Origin of the sequence: Nonomuraea sp. C10 (assembly GCF_008017515.1) — a bacterium.
GTDB lineage: Bacteria > Actinomycetota > Actinomycetes > Streptosporangiales > Streptosporangiaceae > Nonomuraea > Nonomuraea ferruginea.
Genome location: NZ_VPFF01000001.1, coordinates 2752852 through 2772299, shown reverse-complemented (window position 1 = coordinate 2772299; position 19448 = coordinate 2752852). Strand labels below are relative to the sequence as shown.

The following is a 19448-nucleotide window of genomic DNA, read 5'->3' as shown; positions in this document are numbered from 1 at the left end:
CGTCTAACGACGCGCCCCTGGCACCAACGGAGGTGGCCTGTGACGATGATCGGCTCGGCAGTACCACGCAAGGAGGACGCCGCGTTGCTCACCGGGCGCGGCACGTTCGTGGACGACATCCATCGTCCCGGGCTGCTCCACATGGTCTACGTGCACAGCACGGAGGCCCACGCGCTCATCACCGGCGTCGACGCCGAGGAGGCCCGCTCGCTGCCCGGCGTGGTCGGCGTCTGGACCGCGCGGGACTTCGCCGGCCTGCCGCCCCGCCCGTCCGTGCCCGGCCTGGAACGCGGCTACCTGGCCGCCGGCAAGGTGCACTACGTCGGCGAGCCGGTGGCCGTCGTCGTCGCCGCCGACCGGTACGCCGCCGCGGACGCGGCGCGCGCCGTGCGCGTGGCGTACGAGCCGCTGCCGGTGATGGCCACGGTGGCCGACGCGCTCGCGCCGGACGCGGTGCCCATCTTCGCGCCGCTGCCCGGCAACCTCGCCCTGGAACAGCAGGTGACGCCGGAAGACGTGACGGCCGATCTGGAGGCCGCCCCGCACCGGCTGCGCGCCCGCCTGGTCAACCAGCGCTGCGCGGGCGCGCCGATGGAGCCGTACGGGGTGCTCGCCGACTGGACCGGGGCCGGGCCGACCGTGTGGGCCACGGTGCAGGCGCCGCACCGGGTCCGGGCGGAGATCGCCGAGCGGTTCGGGCTCGCCAGGCACCTGGTCCGGGTGGTCGCGCCCGACGTCGGCGGCGCCTTCGGGGTGAAGTCGTCGTTCATGCCCGAGCTGTTCCTCGCGCCCGAGCTGTCGCGCCGGCTCGGCCGGCCGGTCAAGTACGTCGAGACCCGCGGCGAGCACATGGTGCACACCTACCACGGCCGCGACCAGCTGCAGGACGTCGAGGTGGGCTTCGACGACGAGGGCCGCATCCTCGCCCTGGACGTGACGCTCACGGTCAACATCGGCGGCGTGCCCGACCCGGTGGGCATCGGTCTCGCCACGCTCACCTCGTACATGCTGGGCGGCTGTTACAAGATCCCGAAGATCGCCGCGCGCTACCGGAGCGTCGTTACCAATACCACGCCTACCGCGTCCTACCGGGGAGCGGGACGGCCCGAGGCGAGCTTCCTGATCGAGCGGGTGGTCGACCTGGTCGCCCGCGAGCTCGGCAGGGACCCCGCCGACGTCCGGAAGGCGAACCTGATCCAGCCGGGCGAGATGCCGTACCAGACCCCGTTCGAGGGGATCGTGTACGACGAGGCCGACTACCCGGCCGCGCTGGACCTGCTGCTGGACCGGCTCGGCTACGCCGGGTTGCGCGAGGAGCAGGCGCGGCGGCTCGCCGACCCGCGCGCGCCGCTGCTCGGCGTCGGGCTGTCCACGTTCGTGGAGATGGGCGGGTTCGGGCCCACGCCGCTGTTCGAGCAGTTCGGCTACCTCGGCGGCTGGGAGTCGGCGAACGTCCGGATGCAGCCGGACGGATCGGTGATCGTCCTGGTCGGCACCGCCCCGCACGGGCAGGGCCACCAGACCGCGCTGGCCCAGATCGCCGCCGATCAGCTGGGCGTGCCCTTCGACGCCATCAGCGTGCTGTACGGGGACACCGCGGTCGTGCAGGAGGGCACCGGCACCATGGGCAGCCGCGGCATGCCGGTCGCGGGCAACGCCGTGCGGATGGCCGCGGTGGAGGTGGCGGACAAGGCCAGGCGCGTCGCGGCCCACATGCTGGAGGCCGACGCGGACGACCTGGTGCGGATCGGCGACGGGTTCCAGGTCAAGGGCGTGCCCGACGCGACGGTGACGCTGGCGGAGGTGGCGGAGCGCGCCTTCAAGCCGCACCTGCTGCCCGAGGGCACCGCGCTCGGCCTGGAGAACACCTCGTACTTCGAGCCGAAGAACCTCAGCTACCCGAGCGGGGCGCACGGGTGCGTGGTGGAGATCGACCGCGACACCGGGCGGGTGTCGATCCTGCGGTATGTCTGCGTGGACGACTGCGGCACCGTCATCAACCCGATGACGGCCCGCGGGCAGATCCACGGCGGGGTCGCCCAGGGTATCGCGCAGGCGCTGTTCGAGAAGGTCGCCTTCGACGCCGGCGGCCGGCCGCTCACCGCGTCCCTGGAGGACTACATGGTGCCGGGCGCGCTGGACCTGCCCCCGTACGAGACCCACCACATCGAGACGAGGTCCAGCTTCAACCCGCTCGGCGCCAAGGGGCTCGGCGAGGCGGGCGCGACGGCGGCGCCGCAGGCCGTGGTGAACGCCGTGGTGGACGCGCTGGCCCATCTCGGCGTGCGCGACGTGGAGATGCCCTGCACGCCGGAACGAGTCTGGAAGGTCATGCACGATGCGAGTTGAGATCACCGTCAACGGGCAGGCGCACAGCCGGGAGATCGAGCCCCGGCTGCTGCTCGTCCACTTCCTGCGCGACACGCTGTCCCTGACGGGCACGCACGTCGGCTGCGACACCTCCAGCTGCGGCGCCTGCACGGTCCTGCTCGACGGCGAGGCCGTGAAGTCCTGCACCGTCCTGGCGGCGCAGGCCGACGGCCTCGCGGTCACCACGGTCGAGGGGCTGGCCGGTGAGGACGGGCTGTCGCCCGTGCAGGAGGGTTTCCGGCAGTGTCACGGGCTGCAGTGCGGGTTCTGCACGCCGGGCATGGTGATGGCGGCCACCGCGCTGCTCGCCGAGAACCCCGACCCGACGGAGCAGGAGATCCGTGGCGGGCTCAAGGGCAACATGTGCCGGTGCACCGGCTACCAGATGATCGTCGAGTCGGTCCAGTGGGCCGCCGCGAACGGAGGCGCGAAGTGATCCCGGCCGGCTTCTCCTACGTGCGCGCCGGCTCCGTCGAGGAGGCGCTCGACGAGCTCTCCCGGCACGGCGACGCCGCCAGGCCGCTCGCGGGCGGCCACTCGCTCCTGCCCGCGATGAAGCTGCGGCGGGCCGAGCCGGGCGTCCTGGTCGACATCGGCCGGCTCCGCGAGCTGTCGTACGTCAGAACGGACGGCGACCGGATCGCGGTCGGCGCGCTCACCAGCCACCGGACCCTGGAGCGCGACCCGGTGGTGGCCGCGCAGGGGCCGCTGCTGGCCGCCGCCGCGCGCCGGATCGGCGACCCGCAGGTGCGCAACCGGGGCACGATCGGCGGCTCGCTGGCGCACGCCGATCCGGCGGCCGACCTGGCCGGCGCGGTGCTCGCGCTGGACGGGGTGCTGGTGGCGCGCGGCCCTGCGGGCGTGCGGGAGATCCCGGCGCGGGAGTTCTTCACCGGCCGGCGCCGTAACGCGCTGGCGGCGGGCGAGCTGCTCACCGAGATCCGGCTGCCGGCCGCGCCCGGCCGGTCGTACGCGTTCGAGAAGTTCAGCCGCCGCGCCCTGGACTGGGCCGTGGTGGGGGTCGCGGCCCAGGCGCGGCCCGGCGGGGGCGTGGCGATCGCGCTGATCGGCATGGGGCCGACGCCGGTGCGGGCGACGGCGGTGGAGGAGGCCCTGGCGGCGGGCGAACCGGCCGCGGAGGCTGCCCGGCTGGCCGCGTGGGGCTGCGAGCCGCCGGACGACGCGGTGGCGAGCGCGTCCTACCGCGTCCACCTCGCCGAGGTGCTGGTGACCCGCGCCCTGGCCGCGCTGTAGAAGCCCGGGGCCCGGCCGCGACCTCGCGGCCGGGCCCCGCTCGTTCAGGACGTCGGCTTGACCTGCTGGAGGAGCGGGAGCACGCGGTACGGGACGCGACCGCGCAGGGCTACCTCGGTACGGGTCCGGACCACGCCGGGAAGCGCGAGCAGGGCCTGCACGATCTGCTCCAGGTGACCGTTGTCCAGGGCGGCGATCCGGCACAGCAGGTCGCCCTCTCCGGTGGTCGAGTGGGCCTCCAGCACTTCCGGGAGCCGGCCGAGCCGCTCGGTCACGTCGTCCAGCCTGCCCTGCGCGAGGTGCAGGTGCACGAACGCCTGGACGGTGTAGCCGAGGGCGGCCGGCGAGACGTGCGCGGCGTAGCCGGTGATCGCCCCGCGCCGCTCCAGCCGCGCGATGCGGGCCTGCACCGTGCCCCTGGCGACGCCGAGCACCCGCGCGTACTCGCGGTAGCCCGCGCGCGGCTCCTCCAGGAGCAGGCGCAGGAGGGCCAGGTCCAGGTCGTCGAGGTCCACGAGGCTGTCAGCCCGCGAGCACGGGGGCGATCAGGGCCCGCCAGGGGGCCAGATCGGTGTAGTCGCGGAAGCCGGTGATCAGCTCGCGGGCGGGATCCACCTCCGCGACGCCGTTGCAGGCGACGCTGTACTCCCGGCCGTCGATCCAGAACCGGTCGACCCGTTCGAGCCACGCGCGCTCGTCCGTGTAGCTCGCGGTCACCAGCTCCCACCGCACCCGCTCGGCGCGGCCCAGAATCGGCCGGAGCAACGCCGCTACGCCGGCCCGCCCGGCCACGGGCGCATGCGGGACGTTCGCGTACGTGCCGTCCTCCGCGAAACATCCGGCCGCCGCGTCCGCATCCCTAGCGTGCACCGCCGCCAGAAACCGCTCCGTCACCCGATACCCGGCCGTCACCCGTCCCCACCCACCCTCCCGTGAGCGCCCAACACCCCACAGCCGGTCGTCATCGCGTGGGTGGATGTCATCGGAACAGCACTGGATAGGAGGCGAAGTGGTCGCGGGAGGAGTTGGGGTCGCGCCTGGGCGGATGGTGGGGGTCGGGGCGGGCGCCGGCGGTGAGCAGGGCCGACAGCATGAGGGTGACGGTGCCGAGAACCTGCTCGGCGTCGTCCGCCGCCGGGACACCGCCGGCGAGTTCGGTGCCGATGCACGCGTGGGTGCCGCCGCCGAAGGCGTGGCCCCAGCGGGGGACCCCGGCCGGGACCTCGCGCAGGGGGTCGAACTCGTCCGGGCGCTCGAACACCCGGGGGTCGCGGTTGGCCGCCGCGATGTCCAGCACGACGAACGCGCCCTCGGGGATCTCGGTGCCGCCGCGCAGCACGGCGGGGGCCAGCGCGCGGCGCTGCGCGACAGGGCTGGCCGGGTGCAGCCGCAGGGTCTCGTGCACACAGCGCTGGAGCAGGGCCGGGTCGTCGAGGGCCTTCTCGGCGGCGGCCGGGTCGCGGCGGACCCAGGCGAAGAACTCGTCGGCCGAGTGCGTGAACGCGTCGGCGGTGCTGTGCGAGCCGGCCTGGAGGTAGAAGGCGCATTCGCGGAGCAGGATCTCCTGGTCGATGCCGAGCTCGTCCCAGTGGCGCAGCAGGCCGGTGAGCACGTCGCGGGGCAGGTCCTGCTCACCCAGCTCGCCGGCCGCGTGCCGGGCCAGCAGCGCCCTGCGGCGTTCCAGCGACGGCCGCATGAACGTGGCGTCGAACTCGTCCAGCGCCGCCCGCACCTCGGCCCGGACGACGTCCGGGTCCCGGGTGGTGTGCACCAGGGTGGCGCCTTCGGAGAACTTCTTCGCGTAGCGGTAGAGCGCGTCCGCCTCGGTCGCGGAGCCGGTGGGCCGGTCGATGCCGGCGACCAGCGCGGTCAAGCTCATGATCGTGCGGTAGCCGAGCTCGACCAGGTCCGCGCGGCCGTCGGCGGCGAACGGCGCCAGCGTGTCGCGTACGACGTCGTGCAGGAACTCGCGCTCCCAGTGCCGGAACGTGCCCCGGCGGAACAGCCGGTTCTCCACCCTGCGCCGCACGCGGTGGTCCTCCCCGTGCAGCACCAGCAGGCAGTCGGCCATGACGACCCCGCCCTCGTCGTAGAGCGCCTGCTTGAGGTCGCGCAGCCGGAAGGCCTCGCGTACGTCGGCGTAGCCGTCAAGAGTGATCGTCGTCATCGCCACGCGCTCCCTGATTGACACGGGGTTAGAACACTAACGACGCTACCAGCGGACACCGCCCTGCGGAAGATGTGACCCTGCGTACCGCCCTGTCATTCGTCGTTAGGGTCTTGACGCCGCTCGGGGAGCCACGAGACCCTCAGCAGGGACCGGCAACCCCCCGATCCGGTCGTGCGCAACGGAGGAGCAAGTCCAGATGACAGCCGTCGCCGAAGAGACAACGATCGTCCTCACCACGTTCGCGGACGCCAAGGACGCCTATCGCAGCAAGGACCTGCGCCAGTCGCTCTACGACGAGGGCGAGGTCGTGATGGCGGACGTGCTGGTGAACCTGCACGGCGACGAGCACAGGTCCCGGCGCCGGGTGGAGAACCGGATGTTCCGCCGCGAGGTGTTCGAACGCTACGAACGCGAGCTGTTCCCGCGGGTGATCGAGCAGACCCTGGCCCCGTACCAGGCGGAGGGCCGGGTCGACCTGGTGCACCTGGGGCACGAGCTGATGCTCAACCTCGCCGCCCTGACCGCGGGCGTCGACCGCCCCGCGGGCACCGCCGAGGAGACCGGCCGGCTCTACGCGTACATGATGAGCTTCATCGAGGGCGCCACGCTCGCGCACTCGACGAAGGACAAGGACGAGCAGCGGCGCGTGATCGCGCGGGCCCTCGAAGACTGGGACGCGGAGTTCCTGGCCCCGTCCATCGCCCGCCGCCGCGACCTGCTGGAGCGGGAGGCGGCCGGCGAGGACGTGGACGTGCCCAGCGACGTGCTGACCACGCTGCTGCGCCACACCGGGGAGCTGCGCCTGCCGCACGAGGTGATCCGCAGGGAGGTCGCGTTCTTCCTGCTGGCCGGCGCGCACACCAGCGCCACCGCGTTCGTCCGCTCGGTCGATCACATCCTGGGCTGGATCGAGGCGCACCCCGAGGACGCCGGGCTCGCCGCCGCCGACCCGCTGTTCGTCCAGCGCTCCGTGCACGAGACCGTACGGCTCAACCCGTCCAGCCCCATCGGCCGGAGGCGCGCGCTGGCTCCGGTCTCGCTGCGTTCCGGCATCGAGATCCCCGAGGGCGCGACCGTGGTGATCGACCTGCAGTCGGTCAACCGCGACCCGGAGGTCTTCGGCCCGGACGCCGCCGCGTTCGACCCGCACCGCACGTTCCCCCCGAACGTGGCCCCGTTCGGGCTGAGCTTCGCCGCGGGGATGCACGTGTGCATCGGCCAGGACCTCGCCGCCGGGGTCGTGCAACGGGCCGGCTCGGATCCGGACGACCACCTTTTCGGCCTGGTCACCGGCGTGGTCCAGCGGATGTTCGCGGCGCGGGTGCGGCGCGACCCGGACAACCCGCCGCAGCGGGACGCCAACACCCAGCGGCCCTACTGGGGCTCCTACCCGGTCCTGTTCGGAGGCGACGAGTGACGTACCGGATCGAGCTCGACCGGGACGTGTGCATCAGCTCCGGCAGGTGCGTCGCGGAGGCGCCGGAGTCGTTCCGCTTCGACGACGACGAGATCGTCGCGCTGGTCCCTGGCGGGCCGCGGCTGACGGACGAGCACATCTTCGACCTCGCCCGCGACTGTCCCTCCGGCGCCATCCGCGTCTTCGACGGGGACGAGGAGATCGATGTCTACTGAGGGCCTGATCCCGTTCGGCACGGTCAGCGCCGTGGACACCGTGGGCGGGCCGCTCGGGCGGTTCGCCGCGCGGCGCGAGCCGTAGTCGTGGAGCTGGGAATCCGGGGCCGGCGTGCGGCCGTGGCGGCGGCGAGCGCGGGGCTCGGTCACGCGAGCGCGGCCGCGCTGGTCGCGGAGGGGGCGCGGGTCACGATCTGCGGCTCCGACGAGGAGCGGGCGCGCGCCGCGGCGGAGCGCCTGGGGCCAGGCGTGCGGTGGCTGCGCGCCGACGTCTCAGGGCCGGACGGCGCCGCGGCGTTCGTGGAGGAGGCCGCGGCGCTGATGGGCGGGCTCGACATCCTGGTGGTGAACGGGCCGGGCCCGCCGCCCGGCACGATCGCGCAGACCCCGCTGGACGCTTACCAACCAGCGCTGGAACGCAGCCTGCTCGCCGTCGTGCGGATGTCGCTGGCCGCGCTGCCGTTCATGCGGGAGGAGGGCTGGGGCCGGATCGTCGCGATCACCTCGCTCGGCGTGCGCCAGCCGTACCCGAACCTCGCGCTGTCCAACACCGCACGCGCGGGCGCCACGGGTTTCCTGCGCACGCTGGCCCGCGAGGTGGCCGCGGACGGGATCACGGTGAACTCCGTGCAACCCGGCCTGCACCGTACGGAACGGGTCACGCAGGTGTACGGCGACAGCCCGCCGGTCGGCGACGTGCCGGCGGGACGGCTGGGCGAGCCGGCCGACCTCGGCGCGGTCGTCGCGTTCCTGTGCTCGGCGCAGGCCGGTTACCTCACCGGCGCGGCGGTGCCCGTGGACGGAGGGGCCTACCAGGCGCTGCTGTGACCGGGTGACCCGTCGAACGTTGTGAACAAGGCACGCCGCCGCGTCCCTTAGCGTCGTTATCCTTATGACGACGCTTGGGACAGGCCGACAAGGGGAGAGAACAGCATGACGAAATGGGCCGTGGTCACCGGGGCGGCGCACGGCATCGGAGCCGTCATCGCCGAGTACGCGGTGAAAGAGGGCTACCGGGTCGCCGCATGGGACGTCGACGGCCCGGCCGTCGAGCAGACGGCCCGCGACATCGGCGACGCGTGCGCGGGCACGGCCGTCGACGTCGCCGACGAGGAGTCGGTGCGCGCCGCGGCGGCGCTGCTGCCGGAGCCGCCGCAGCTGGTGGTGAACAACGCCGGCATCGTCCGGTTCGGGCCGCTGCTCGACCTGCCGGTGACCGAGTGGGAGGCCGCGCTGCGGGTCAACCTGACGGGCACCTTCATCGTCGCCAGGACGCTCGCCAGGGCGATGGCCGACGCCGGCGGAGGCGCGATCGTCAACCTGGCCTCGATCAACGGCATCGCGGCCGCCCCGAACGCGGGCGCCTACTCGGCCAGCAAGGCCGGCGTCGTCCGGCTGACCGAGCACATGGCGATGGAGTGGGCCAGGCACGGCATCCGCGTCAACTGCGTGGCTCCCGGGCTCATCCACGCGGGCATGTCCGACGCCATCTACGCCGACCCCGAGGTCCGGCGCGTCCGCGAGGGCGCGGTGCCCCTGGCCCGGCTCGGCTCGGCCGAGGACATCGCCGCCGCCGTCCTCTTCCTCGGCTCCGAGAAGTCCGCCTACGTCAGCGGCCAGACCCTCGCCGTCGACGGCGGCCTCATCAAGAGCACCCTCGCCTCCCTCCCACGCCCGGCCTCAGTGGACTCCGTCGGCTTCGCCGAGGCCTGACGACTGGGGGCGCGTCACGTCGTACGTGACGCGCCCCCCGCCGTCTTGTGCACGGGCTGTTCGCGCGCCGGCGGGATCGTCTCGCATGTGCGAGCCGTCGCGTGTGCGGGGCGTCTCGCGTGTGCGTGCCGTCTCCCTGTGCGTGCCGTCTCCCGTGTGACGGGCCGTCTCGCGTGCGGCCGGCCGTTTCATACGCGCTGGTCGGTACGGCGGTGAGGGTTGTCTTCACACGTGCGGGTGCGGTTTGGGGTGTGTGGGTCAGCCGTGGGTGGTCCAGTGGATGGCGCGGCGGAGGATTTCGCGGTGTTCGGGGACCTCGTACGACGGCGGGTGGTGGCCGAGGGCGTCGTAGACGATGCGGCCGCCGGCGTGTTCGCGGGCCCACAGCAGGGGGTGGCGGCTGTGGGTGTCCGGGCCGGTGGGCTGGGCGGCGGTCAGGAGCGGGACGGTCCCGGGCGCCCGTTCCAGGTTCCCGTAGACCTCGTCGACGACCGTGAACGGGGCAAGGCCGTCGACCAGTTCGTGCCCGCCCTCCGGCCGCACCTCGACCGCGGGGCCGATGGGCGGGTGGTGCGAGCGGCCCCACACCCAGGCGGCGCCGAGCGTCCGCCCCCACTCCGGCCAGTCGTCGAAGCAGATGCTCGCCGTGTGCATACCGAGCACGCCGCCGCCCGCTTCTAGGTGGGCCGCCAGTCTGGCCCTGGCGCTCTGGGACGGGCTCTCGCCCTCCGTTCCGGCCAGTTCCCGATAGCGGTCGGGGGTGCCTGGCCCGGTCATCGTCCAGCGCAGCGCGTTCACCACCAGCAGCGCCGCACCCGGCAGCGCCCGCAGGGCGGCGTCCACGTCGGTATGGACCTCCGCCCGGATCCCCTGTCCGGACAGGAGCTCCACCAGGCAGGCGGTGGTGGCGGGGAAGTCATGGGTGAGCCCTCCGGACAGCACAACGGCACGCATGGGGTGTCCCTTCGCAGTTAGGTGTCAGATCAGCCTGGGTGCCCTATCGACAGCCACCGGGGCAGGCTGGGTATCCGCACGAAGCCTCCGTCTCCGCACGGAAGCTCTGTCTCCGCACAAAAGCTTCGTCGCCACACGAAAGCTCTGTCTCCGTACGGAAGCTTCGTCGCCACACGAAAGCTCTGTCTCTGTACGGAAGCTCCGTCGCCGTACGTTCCGTCTCCGTACGGAAGCTCCGTACGAAACGCTGCACGAAGAGGCTGTGGAGGGCATGGGGTCGTCAGGTGGCTGTCCAGGCGCCGTCGACCGGGATCACCGCGCCCGTGAGGTACGACGCGCCGCCGGAGAGCAGGAACGCCACGGCCGCCGCGACCTCTTCCGGCTCGCCCACGCGCGCCATCGGGACCCGGTTCATCAGCCACGCCGCCTGCTCGGGCGCGCCGAGCCGGTCCGCTGTCATGGGGGTACGGATGACGCCGGGCGCGATGGCGTTGACCCGGATCCCGGCGGGGGCCAGCTCGGCCGCCGCCGCGCGGACCAGCCCGGCGACCCCGGCCTTGGCGGCCACGTAGTGCGGCTGTCCGGCGACGGCGTGGGTGCCGGTCACCGAGCTGATGGTGACGACGGCGCCGCCGACGCCGGCCGCCAGCCAGCGCCGGGCGCAGCCCTGGATGCCCAGGAACGTCCCGGTGACGTGCACGGACAGCATGCGTTCGAACTCGGCGACGTCTAGCTCGGTGATCGCGCCGCGGCTGCGGTGGCCGGCGCAGTTCACCAGGGCGTCGAGCGGCCAGGCCGCGTCGAGCACGCGCTCCCAGGACTCCCGGTCGGCCACGTCGAGCTCGTGCCGCCCCGGCCCGGGGCGCAGGTCGGCGACCTCGACCTCCCAGCCCTGGGCGGCGAGGAGCTCTGCGCACGCGAGGCCGATGCCGGAGGCGCCACCGGTGACGAGGACGCGGCAGGATGCGCTGGCCGAATCTCCCACTTGGCCGAGGGTCCTCGCCGGACTTCCCACGTGGCCAGGCGCCGTCATCGGACCTCCAGCAGACTTCCCTCACGGCCAGGCGCCGTCATCGGACCTCCAGCAGGTCAGGGCGGCGCAGGAGTCGGGCGGCGTTGGCGGCCAGGACCGCGGGGTCGAGCCCCGGCCCTTCGTGGGCGCCGGAGTCCCAGCCGGCGAAGTTGGTGCCGAACACCAGCCGCTCGGTCCCCGCGTGCTCGGCGAGCAGGTGAAGCGACAGGTCGTCGTGCACGTGGGTGTCGAACCACAGGCGGCGGTAGTAGTGCTCGAACCCGTTCTCCCGCAGCTTCGCGCCGGCCCACGGGCGCTTCTCCACGGCGCGGGCGAACCGCCCGGCGACGAACGCCGCGGCGCCGCCGCCGTGGGAGACGCACACGTCCAGGCCGGGGTGCCGGTCGAGCACGCCGCCGAAGACCAGCGCGGCCACGGCCAGCGTCTCGTCGCGGGCGAACCCGAAGAGCAGGTCGAGGTCGAAGCGGCGCAGCCGGGGGTCCTGCGGCGGCCCGTCCGGGCCGAGCGGCGACGGGTGCACGAACAGCGGCACGTCCAGGTCGGCGAGCGCCTCGTAGAGCGGGTCGAGCCCGGGATCGTCGAGGGTGCGCCCGGCGGGGTCGGTGCCGATGTACACGGCCGCCATCCCCAGCTCGCGCACGGCGCGCCGGGCCTCGGCGATCGACGCGGGGACGTCCTGCACCGGCAGCTGGGCGGCGCCGAGCAGGCGCGCCGGGTGCTTGCCCACCGTCTCGGCCAGCGCGTCGTTGTGGGTGCGCGCGTAGGCCACCGCCGCGCCGGGGTCCAGCCGGTCGAAGTAGGTCAGCGGGTTGGGCGACAGCAGCTGCACGTCGACGCCGGCCTCGTCCATGGCGGCGATGCGGACGCCCACGTCCATGAAGGGGCTTCCGGCGTAGCGCACGCCGTTCAACACGTACCCGCCGACGCGGTAGAAGGGCGTGCCGTCGGGCGAGACGCCCAGCTCGGGCCCCGCCGCGCCGGCCGCCCCGAGGCTGACCTCCAGTACGGCGTGCGCGTGCACGTCGATCACCGGTGAACGCCCGGGAGGAAGCTCGAGGTGGTCAGACACGGGCCAGCTTCTCCAGTTGATCCTCGGTCAGGGCCAGCCCGCGGGTGAGGGGGCAGGAGGCGAGGAACCTGACCTGGTCGGTGGAGCGCATGCGGCGCTCGGGGATCGGGGTGGTGAGGTCGATCCGGCGCCCGCCCTTGATCACCTCGGCGATCCGGGTGCGGTCCTGGAGGATCGTGACGTCCTTCAGCGGATCGCCGTCGACGATGAGGACGTCGGCGAGCCGGCCGGTCTCCAGGGTGCCGACCTCGCCTTCCATGCGCAGCGCGAAGGCGCCGTTGCGGGTGGCGGCGACGATCGCCTCCATCGGCGTCATGCCCATGTACTGGACGAACATCTCCAGCTCGCGGGCGTGCCACTCGCCGACGGGGGTGACGGCGAAGCCGGTCTCCGAGCCGGTGAGGAACGGCACGCCGGCGGCGTGCGCCTTGGCCATCTGCGCGGCGGTGACCTCGATCTCGGCGCGGAACACGTCGAGCAGCTCGGGCGCGCTGCCGATCTTCTGGCCGTAGTCGGCGAGGTTGCCGAGGAGCGTGAACGTCGGGCACAGCGCGCTGCCGGACTCGACGACGGCTTCGAGCGCCTCGTCGTCCATGTAGGAGGCGTGGTAGATCAGGTCGACGCCCGCCCTCGCGGCGTCGCGGGTGCTCTCGGAGTTGCGGCAGTGGGCGACGACCTTGGTGTTGAGCTCGTGCGCGGCGTCGCAGACGGTACGGAGCTCGTCGAAGCTCCAGACCTTGACCTCGGGGCCCTTCATGGACGGGATCAGGCCGGTGACCATGATCTTGATCCAGTCGACCCCGTACTTGATCTGGCGTCGTACCTCTTTGACCATCATGTCGCGGTTGTGGACGACGGTCGCGTAGCCGGTGGTGCCCTCGTCGCGGATCATCCGGCCGGCGGTGCCGCCGAGCATGGTCATCAGGGCCTGTCCCCCGGCGCGCATGCGGGGACCTTCGACGATGCCGGTGTCGATGGCGTCCCGCAGCTCGACGCCGATGGACCACAGGCAGTCGGCGTCGAGCACGCCGGTCACCCCGGCGCGGAGCACCTTGCGGGCGTGGTAGGCCGACAGCATCGAGCTGTAGCCCTGCGTGCGGTGGTTGAGCAGCTCGTCGTTGCCGGTCGGTTCGCCGAAGCTGAGGTGGGTGTGGGCGTCGATCAGGCCGGGCATGACCGTGCGCCCGCTCGCGTCGATCCGCTCGTCCACGCCGTCCGACTCGGCCTGGGCCAGCGCCTCGGCGCCCAGGGCGGCGATCCGGTCGCCGCGCACCAGCACCGCCTCGTCGGCTCGCGGCGCGGCGCCGGTGCCGTCGATGACGGCGCCTCCGGTGATCAAGATGCTGTCGGCCATCGGCTCTCCTCGGACCTCGTTATGCGTCAGAAGGTTAACTACTATGAAGCGTCCTGGCTAGACTGGCCTGGCGGTGATCGGAATTCGTCCCGGAGCCCGAGGTGATGCGACGATGGCAACGTGTCTCAGCAGAGAGTGATCGAAGAGCTCCAGCGCCTCGGCATGTCCGGCTACGAGGCCAAGGCCTACGTCGCGCTCGTGGCGGCCGGCGCCCCGCTCAACGGCTACGAGGTGGCCAAACGATCGGGAGTGCCGCGCAGCACGGTCTACGAGACGCTGGGCAAGCTCGTGGGCCGGGGAGCCGCCTACGAGGTGCGGCTCGGCGACGCGGGCGTGGGCTACATCTCGCTGCCCCCGATGTCGCTGCTCGACCGGATGCGGCGCGAGTTCGACCAGTCGATCAGCACGCTGCGCGAGTCGCTGCCCGAGGTGGCCTCGCCCACCCAGGTCCGGCTGATCCACAACCTGACCGACCGGTCGTCGCTGATCACCCGGGCCGAGGACGTGGTCTCGGCGGCGCGCAGAGACCTGTTCCTGTCCGGCTGGCCGGCGGAGCTGGAGCCGCTCAAGCCGCTGGCCCGCAGGGCCGAGTCCGACGGCGTCGACGTCTCCACGGTCGTCTTCGGCGACGACCCCGACCCGGTGGGCCACACCACCCAGCACCGCTTCTCCAGCCCCAAGGTGGCGCTTGAGAACCTGGGCTGCCGGCTGCTGGTCGTGGTGGCCGACCGCGAGCAGGCGGTCATCGGCGGCGTGATCAACGACGACGCCTGGGGCGTCTACACCGACGACCCGGCGGTGGTCCTGGTCGCGGTCGAGTACGTGCGCCACGACATCGCCATGCACCTCATCGTGGAGAAGTTCGCAGCCGAGGACTTCGAGACCTTCTGGAAGTCCGATCCGGCGCTGCTGCGGCTGCGCGCCGACCACGGCGCCCCCGCCACGCTGCTCAGAAGGGGCGCCGGCGCGCCCCCGCCCGCCCCCGGCCGCCGGCGCGGGAACGACACGTCCCGCTGATCCGCTGACGCGGGGGCGTCCGGCGGACGGACCCCCGGACCCGCCGGACGGCCCCGCCCGCCGATCCGGCCGCATCAGGATCGCGACGGCGTCCATCTGACGATGGGCGCCGTTTCCGCGTGCCCGCAGGCCGGGCCGCCTGATCGCGCTCCGGTCGCTCCGGTCTCGCCGCGTCGTTGCCAAATCGGGACTGTCGCGTCTTCCCATTGGACGTTAGCATCCTGACGACTAGCGGCTGGAGGCGTAACCGTGTGGCAACAGATCATCAGCGGCTTGCAGGCGGGGAGCTGGTACTCCCTCATGGCACTGGCCATCGTCCTCGTGCTGAAGGCGACCGACGTACCCAACTTCGCCATGGCTGAGCTGGGATTGTTTCCGGCTTTCTGCACCTGGGCGCTCATCGACGGCGCGCACCTGTCATGGTGGCTCGCGGTACCGATCGGGTTGCTCATCGGCGTCGCGCTGTCCGTAGTGGTGGAACGAACGGCTATCCGTCCGATCCTGGCGGAGAACCACTTCGCCACGGTCCTGATGACGATCGCGGTCTTCGTCGTGATCAACGCGGTCGTCCAGCTCGTGTGGGGATCCGAGCCCCGCAAGATCGACTCCCCGTTCGCGGGCTCGTTCACCGTGGCCGGGCAGGTCGTGGCGTACGAGCAGCTGCTCAGCATCGCGGCCGGGCTGGCGGTGATGGCCGGGCTCATCCTCTTCTTCCGCACGCCGCTCGGCGTGCGGATGCAGGCGATCGCGGAGGACCGCGTGACGCCGAGGCTGCTCGGCGTCTCGGTCACGACGGTGTTCCGCACCTCGTGGGCCCTGGCGGGGGCGATCGCCACGATCGCGCTGCTGCTGCAGGGGCAGGCTTCGCTGCTCACCGACCAGAATGGCTCCGGGCTGCTCATCAAGGGCTTTGTCGCGGCGACGCTCGGCGGGTTCTCCAGCATCACCGGGGCGTTCGTCGGCGGGCTCGCGCTCGGCGTCGCGGAGAACCTGGCGGGCGCGTACATCTCGACGTCGAGCAAGACCGCGATCGCGCTGCTGGCCATCGTCGTGGTGCTGTCGATCAAGCCGCAGGGGCTGTTCGGCCGCCACCAGGTCCGGGAGGTCTGATGACACCGCTCGCGCTGCTCTCCGGCTCGCCCCGGCGGGTCGCCGGCGTGGCCGGCGCCGTCGCGGCGGCGCTCGTCCTGCTCGCACTGCCCGGCCTGGTCAACCCGTACCTGCTGTTCCAGGCGTGCCTGGTCATGGTGACGGCGACGGCCGGGCTGGGGCTGGTCCTGATCATGGGATGGTCGGGGCAGATCGCGCTGTCCCAGGCCGGTTTCCTCGGCGTCGGGGCGTACGCGACCACGTACCTGGTCGCGCAGGGCTGGGCCTGGCCGCTCGCGGCGGTCACCGCGGGCCTGGTCGCCGCGCTGTTCGGGGTGCTGATCGGGCTGCCGGCCACCCGGCTGCGCGGCTTCTACCTGGCGATCGCCACGCTCGCGTTCGCCGAGCTGATGATCCGCGTGTTCGTGGAGGCCACGCCGGTCACCGGCGGCATCGCCGGCACCGCCGTGCAGGCCGTGGTGCTGCCCGGGATCGACGTCGACGGCAGCCGCTGGTACCTGTGCCTCGCCGTGGCGGCCGTCACCACCGCCGTCGTCATGCGCATCGGCCGTGTCGGGCTCGGCAGGCGCCTGCGGGTCGTGCGGGACGCGGAGATCGCCGCGCCGTCGCTGGGGGTGAGCCCGATGCGGACGAAGCTGCTGGCCTTCGCGCTGTCGGCGTTCATCGGGGGCGTCGCCGGGGCGCTGTACGCGCAGTGCCTGTCGTACCTGACGCCGGAGATCTTCGACATGGGGCTGCTCATCGAGTTCCTGGTCGTCGCGTTCCTCGGCGGCGTGGGTTACGTCGCCGGGCCGTTCCTCGGCGCGGTCGTCGTGGTGGTGCTGCGTGACCTGCTGCAGGACCTGGGGAGCTGGCAGCGACTGGTGTACGGGCTGATCCTCGCGCTGGCGATCGCGTTCCTGCCGCGCGGGCTGGCCTCGCTGCCCGCCCGGCTGCGGGCCAGGCGCCCGGCCCCGCCTGCGCCCGAACCGCCGCCCGTGTCCGGGCAGGCCGACCTGACGGGAGCCGCCCGATGAACGCGCTCGAACTGTCCGGGATCGCCGTGCGCTTCGGCGGCAACGAGGTGCTGAAGGGCGTCGACCTCGCCGTCGGCCCGGGGTTCACCGGGCTGATCGGCCCGAACGGCGCGGGCAAGACGACGGTGTTCAACGTGGTGACCGGCTATGTGCGGCCGGTCGCGGGGTCGGTGCGGATCGCGGGCGAGCCCGTACGCGCCGGACGCCCGGCCGTCGTGGCCCGCAGGGGCGTGCGCCGGACGTTCCAGACTCCCCGGCTGGTGGCCGAGCTGTCGGTCGAGGCGAACGTGCTGGCCGGGCTGGACGCCGGGCTGCCCCCGGGCGGCGGGCTGGCCGACTTCCTCGGGGTCTCGCGCGGGGCGCGCGCCGCCAGGGAGCGGGCGCGCGAGCTGCTCGACGCCTTCGGGCTGGCCGCACGCGCCGGTGAGCCCGCCGGCAACCTGCCGCTGGGCAGCCAGAAGATCGTCGAGGTCGTCCGCGCGCTGGCTCCGCGGCCGCGCATCGTGCTGCTGGACGAGCCCGCCGCCGGACTGTCGGCGGCCGACGTCGACCGGATGGTGGCGCCGCTGGCCGAGATCGGCGAGCGGGACGAGCTGTCGATCCTGATCATCGAGCACGACCTGGAGCTCGTCTCGCGGCTGTGCCCGCGGGTCGCGGCGCTGCACTTCGGGCGCATCCTGGCGGACGGCACTCCGGCCGAGGTCGTCGCCCATCCCGATGTCGTCAAGGCCTACCTGGGAGCCGGCGTTGCTACTGTCGATTCGTGAGCTGACCTCCGGCTACGGCCGGGTCCCGGTGCTGCGCGGGGTCGACCTCGACGTGGCGGAGGGCGAGATCGTCGCGCTGCTCGGGGTCAACGGCGCGGGCAAGACCACGACGCTGCGCGCCGTCTCCGGCGTGCTGCCCACCTGGTCGGGCTCGGTGAGCTTCGACGGCGCCACGCTCGGCGGGCGGCCGCCGGAGGCCAGGGCCAGGCTCGGCCTCGGCCACGTCCCCGAGGGCCGCGGCATCCTCTCGTCCCTCACCGTGCGGCAGAACCTGCGCCTGGGCGCCACCGCCCGCGGGCGCGGCGCCCGGGACGTCGCCCGGGACGAGGAGCGGCTGCTGGAGGTGTTCGACGCGCTCCGCGACAAGCTGGCCGCGCCCGCCGGTTCGCTGTCCGGCGGCCAGCAGCAGATGCTGGCCGTCGCCAGGGCGCTGCTCGGCCGGCCGCGCCTGGTGATGGTGGACGAGATGTCCTTCGGCCTCGCGCCGATCCTGGTCACCCAGCTGCTCGGGCTGGTCGCCCGGTTGCGGGCGGAGTCGGGCACGGCGTTCCTGCTCGTCGAGCAGAACTCGGCCGTGCTCGACATCGCGGACCGCGCGTACGTGCTCGCCGGCGGAGCCGTGCACACCTCGGGCCCCGCCCACGAGCTCGCGGACTCGGAGAACCTCGTCCGCGCCTACCTCGGCTGAACCACTAGCACCATTCTGACTGGAGGGTCCCATGAGGCCACGACGGTTCCCGCTCACCGCCCTGCCCGTCCTGCTGACCGCGCTCGCCGTCGCGGGCTGCTCGTCCCAGGCGGCCGCGCCGTCGGACGCGGGAGGGACGGTCCAGGGTGTCACGGACGACACCATCACCATCGGCACCACCCTGCCGCTCTCCGGCGGCGCCGCCACCTCGGGGAAGGGCTTCGAAGCCGGGCTGAACGCGGCGGTCAAGGAGATCAACGACAAGGGCGGCGTCCTGGGGCGTCAGGTGAAGCTCGTCGTGCTCGACGACGGGTTCGAGGCGGCGCGCAGCGTCGCCAACATCCGCCGGCTGGGCGACCAGGAGAAGGTGTACGCGGTCGTCTCCCCCGCCGGGTCGGCCAACATCCCGGGCAGCTACCCCTACCTGGCGCAGAAGGGGATGCCGCTGTTCGCGCCGGTGCTGCCGCCCGACCCGGAGCAGGACTCGGTGTTCCTGCTCGGCACCAGCCAGCGTGACCAGGCCAGGGTGATCGTGGACTTCCTGGCGGGCAAGGACGTCAAGAAGGTCGCCGTCATCGGGCAGGACAACGAGCTCGGCCACGCGATCCGGGACGGGGTCAAGGAGGAGGCCGCGGCCGTGGGGGTCGAGGTCGTCGCGAACGAGACGACCGAGCCCAACTCGACCGAGGTGAGCTCCGCCGTACTGAAGGTGCGGGAGGCGAAGCCGGACGCCATCGTGCTCGGGACGGACAACACGCAGTCGGCGCTGATCATGAAGGCGGTCGGCGAGCTGGGCTGGAAGCCCACGATCATGGGCACCTCCTCGACCGTGACCACGGGCAGCGCGGGCACGGTGGGACCGGCGGGGCCCGCGGCGAAGGGCATCTACGGCACGTTCATCTCCGAGCTGCCGACGTCGGACGCCCCGGAGGCGGCGGCGTGGCGGACCGCCCAGCAGGCCGTCGCCCCGGACCAGGCCGGCAGCGCCTACGCCCTGCAGGCGTACGCCAACACGAAGATCTTCTTCGAGATCGTGAACCGGATGGGCGACGACCTGAGCTGGGCGAGCTTCCAGAAGACCGCCGAGTCGCTCAAGGAGCACGCGTCCGGCATCTACCCGCCGATCACCTTCGGCCCGGCCGCCGGCGGCGGGCATGTCGGGACGACCGGCGCGAAGGTCGCGGAGTGGGACGGCTCCGCGTGGAAGCTCGTCAGCGAGGACTGGCTGGAGCCCGGCAAGTCCGCGTCCTGACACGACCCGAAGGGCGCGTGGTGTCCCCGCCACGCGCCCACCGCCGGCA

General features: G+C 72.9%; 20 protein-coding genes. 13 read left to right on the top strand and 7 right to left on the bottom strand.

Annotation, left to right across the window (positions count from 1 at the left end; translation table 11 throughout):
- Window positions 1-45 precede the first annotated feature (45 nt).
- The 3 genes from FR742_RS12610 to FR742_RS12600 are packed head-to-tail and all read left to right on the top strand — an operon-like array spanning window position 46 to window position 3624.
- Complete coding sequence (locus FR742_RS12610; protein WP_261808857.1) at window positions 46-2349, top strand: xanthine dehydrogenase family protein molybdopterin-binding subunit; 2304 nt, start codon at window positions 46-48, stop codon at window positions 2347-2349.
- Window positions 2339-2806: a (2Fe-2S)-binding protein gene (locus tag FR742_RS12605; protein ID WP_148031137.1), complete on the top strand. Its 468-nt coding sequence runs from the start codon at window positions 2339-2341 to the stop codon at window positions 2804-2806. The genes FR742_RS12610 and FR742_RS12605 overlap by 11 nt, the downstream gene beginning before the upstream one ends.
- Window positions 2803-3624: a xanthine dehydrogenase family protein subunit M gene (locus tag FR742_RS12600; protein ID WP_148031136.1), complete on the top strand. Its 822-nt coding sequence runs from the start codon at window positions 2803-2805 to the stop codon at window positions 3622-3624. Before FR742_RS12605 ends, FR742_RS12600 begins: the two co-directional genes overlap by 4 nt.
- 44 nt (window positions 3625-3668) lie before the next feature.
- Here the strand turns inward: FR742_RS12600 and FR742_RS12595 are convergent, their stop codons facing one another.
- From FR742_RS12595 to FR742_RS12585, 3 genes are all read right to left on the bottom strand, one after another.
- The gene (locus tag FR742_RS12595) at window positions 3669-4139 is read right to left on the bottom strand and encodes an Lrp/AsnC family transcriptional regulator (RefSeq protein ID WP_148031135.1); all 471 of its coding nucleotides are present in this window, start codon (window positions 4137-4139) and stop codon (window positions 3669-3671) included.
- A 7-nt stretch (window positions 4140-4146) separates the two neighbouring features.
- Window positions 4147-4536 carry a nuclear transport factor 2 family protein gene (locus FR742_RS12590; protein WP_148031134.1) on the bottom strand — a complete coding sequence of 130 codons (390 nt, stop codon included), beginning with the start codon at window positions 4534-4536 and terminating at the stop codon, window positions 4147-4149.
- 67 nt (window positions 4537-4603) lie between these two features.
- Window positions 4604-5791, bottom strand: a complete 1188-nt coding sequence (locus tag FR742_RS12585) for a cytochrome P450 (RefSeq protein ID WP_148031133.1) — start codon at window positions 5789-5791, stop codon at window positions 4604-4606.
- Between the two features lie 199 nt (window positions 5792-5990).
- Between FR742_RS12585 and FR742_RS12580 the strand changes: the two genes are divergently transcribed.
- From FR742_RS12580 to FR742_RS12565, 4 genes are all read left to right on the top strand, one after another.
- Window positions 5991-7211, top strand: coding sequence for a cytochrome P450 (locus FR742_RS12580; RefSeq protein ID WP_148031132.1), 1221 nt, complete (start codon window positions 5991-5993; stop codon window positions 7209-7211).
- Window positions 7208-7426 (top strand): ferredoxin, encoded by a 219-nt coding sequence (locus FR742_RS12575; protein WP_148031131.1) that lies wholly within the window; start codon window positions 7208-7210, stop codon window positions 7424-7426. Before FR742_RS12580 ends, FR742_RS12575 begins: the two co-directional genes overlap by 4 nt.
- 87 nt (window positions 7427-7513) lie before the next feature.
- Window positions 7514-8254, top strand: a complete 741-nt coding sequence (locus tag FR742_RS12570; protein WP_148031130.1) for an SDR family oxidoreductase — start codon at window positions 7514-7516, stop codon at window positions 8252-8254.
- Window positions 8255-8359: 105 nt separating this feature from the next.
- Entirely contained in the window at window positions 8360-9139 is a 780-nt protein-coding gene (locus FR742_RS12565) for an SDR family NAD(P)-dependent oxidoreductase (protein WP_148031129.1), read from the top strand.
- Between the two features lie 258 nt (window positions 9140-9397).
- Here FR742_RS12565 and FR742_RS12560 read toward each other — a convergent pair whose 3' ends face one another.
- The 4 genes from FR742_RS12560 to FR742_RS12545 all read right to left on the bottom strand — a co-directional run bounded on the left by FR742_RS12560 (window position 9398) and on the right by FR742_RS12545 (window position 13549).
- On the bottom strand, window positions 9398-10093 hold the full coding sequence (locus FR742_RS12560; RefSeq protein WP_148031128.1) for a ThuA domain-containing protein: 696 nt from the start codon (window positions 10091-10093) through the stop codon (window positions 9398-9400).
- A gap of 280 nt (window positions 10094-10373) precedes the next feature.
- Window positions 10374-11078 (bottom strand): SDR family NAD(P)-dependent oxidoreductase, encoded by a 705-nt coding sequence (locus FR742_RS12555; protein ID WP_187281125.1) that lies wholly within the window; start codon window positions 11076-11078, stop codon window positions 10374-10376.
- 85 nt (window positions 11079-11163) lie between these two features.
- Window positions 11164-12195 carry an amidohydrolase family protein gene (locus FR742_RS12550; RefSeq protein WP_222708913.1) on the bottom strand — a complete coding sequence of 344 codons (1032 nt, stop codon included), beginning with the start codon at window positions 12193-12195 and terminating at the stop codon, window positions 11164-11166.
- Window positions 12188-13549: an amidohydrolase family protein gene (locus FR742_RS12545; RefSeq protein WP_148031126.1), complete on the bottom strand. Its 1362-nt coding sequence runs from the start codon at window positions 13547-13549 to the stop codon at window positions 12188-12190. The genes FR742_RS12550 and FR742_RS12545 overlap by 8 nt, the downstream gene beginning before the upstream one ends.
- A gap of 120 nt (window positions 13550-13669) precedes the next feature.
- Between FR742_RS12545 and FR742_RS12540 the strand changes: the two genes are divergently transcribed.
- The 6 genes from FR742_RS12540 to FR742_RS12515 all read left to right on the top strand — a co-directional run bounded on the left by FR742_RS12540 (window position 13670) and on the right by FR742_RS12515 (window position 19399).
- Window positions 13670-14566 (top strand): TrmB family transcriptional regulator, encoded by an 897-nt coding sequence (locus tag FR742_RS12540; RefSeq protein WP_261808494.1) that lies wholly within the window; start codon window positions 13670-13672, stop codon window positions 14564-14566.
- Between the two features lie 249 nt (window positions 14567-14815).
- Window positions 14816-15676 carry a branched-chain amino acid ABC transporter permease gene (locus FR742_RS12535; RefSeq protein ID WP_148031125.1) on the top strand — a complete coding sequence of 287 codons (861 nt, stop codon included), beginning with the start codon at window positions 14816-14818 and terminating at the stop codon, window positions 15674-15676.
- Complete coding sequence (locus FR742_RS12530) at window positions 15676-16692, top strand: branched-chain amino acid ABC transporter permease (RefSeq protein WP_148031124.1); 1017 nt, start codon at window positions 15676-15678, stop codon at window positions 16690-16692. The genes FR742_RS12535 and FR742_RS12530 overlap by 1 nt, the downstream gene beginning before the upstream one ends.
- Entirely contained in the window at window positions 16689-17459 is a 771-nt protein-coding gene (locus tag FR742_RS12525) for an ABC transporter ATP-binding protein (protein WP_148031123.1), read from the top strand. Before FR742_RS12530 ends, FR742_RS12525 begins: the two co-directional genes overlap by 4 nt.
- Window positions 17440-18147 carry an ABC transporter ATP-binding protein gene (locus FR742_RS12520; RefSeq protein ID WP_148031122.1) on the top strand — a complete coding sequence of 236 codons (708 nt, stop codon included), beginning with the start codon at window positions 17440-17442 and terminating at the stop codon, window positions 18145-18147. Before FR742_RS12525 ends, FR742_RS12520 begins: the two co-directional genes overlap by 20 nt.
- A gap of 31 nt (window positions 18148-18178) precedes the next feature.
- A complete protein-coding gene (locus FR742_RS12515; protein ID WP_148031121.1) occupies window positions 18179-19399 on the top strand; it encodes an ABC transporter substrate-binding protein in 1221 nt (406 codons plus the stop codon).
- The last annotated feature ends 49 nt before the right edge of the window (window positions 19400-19448 follow it).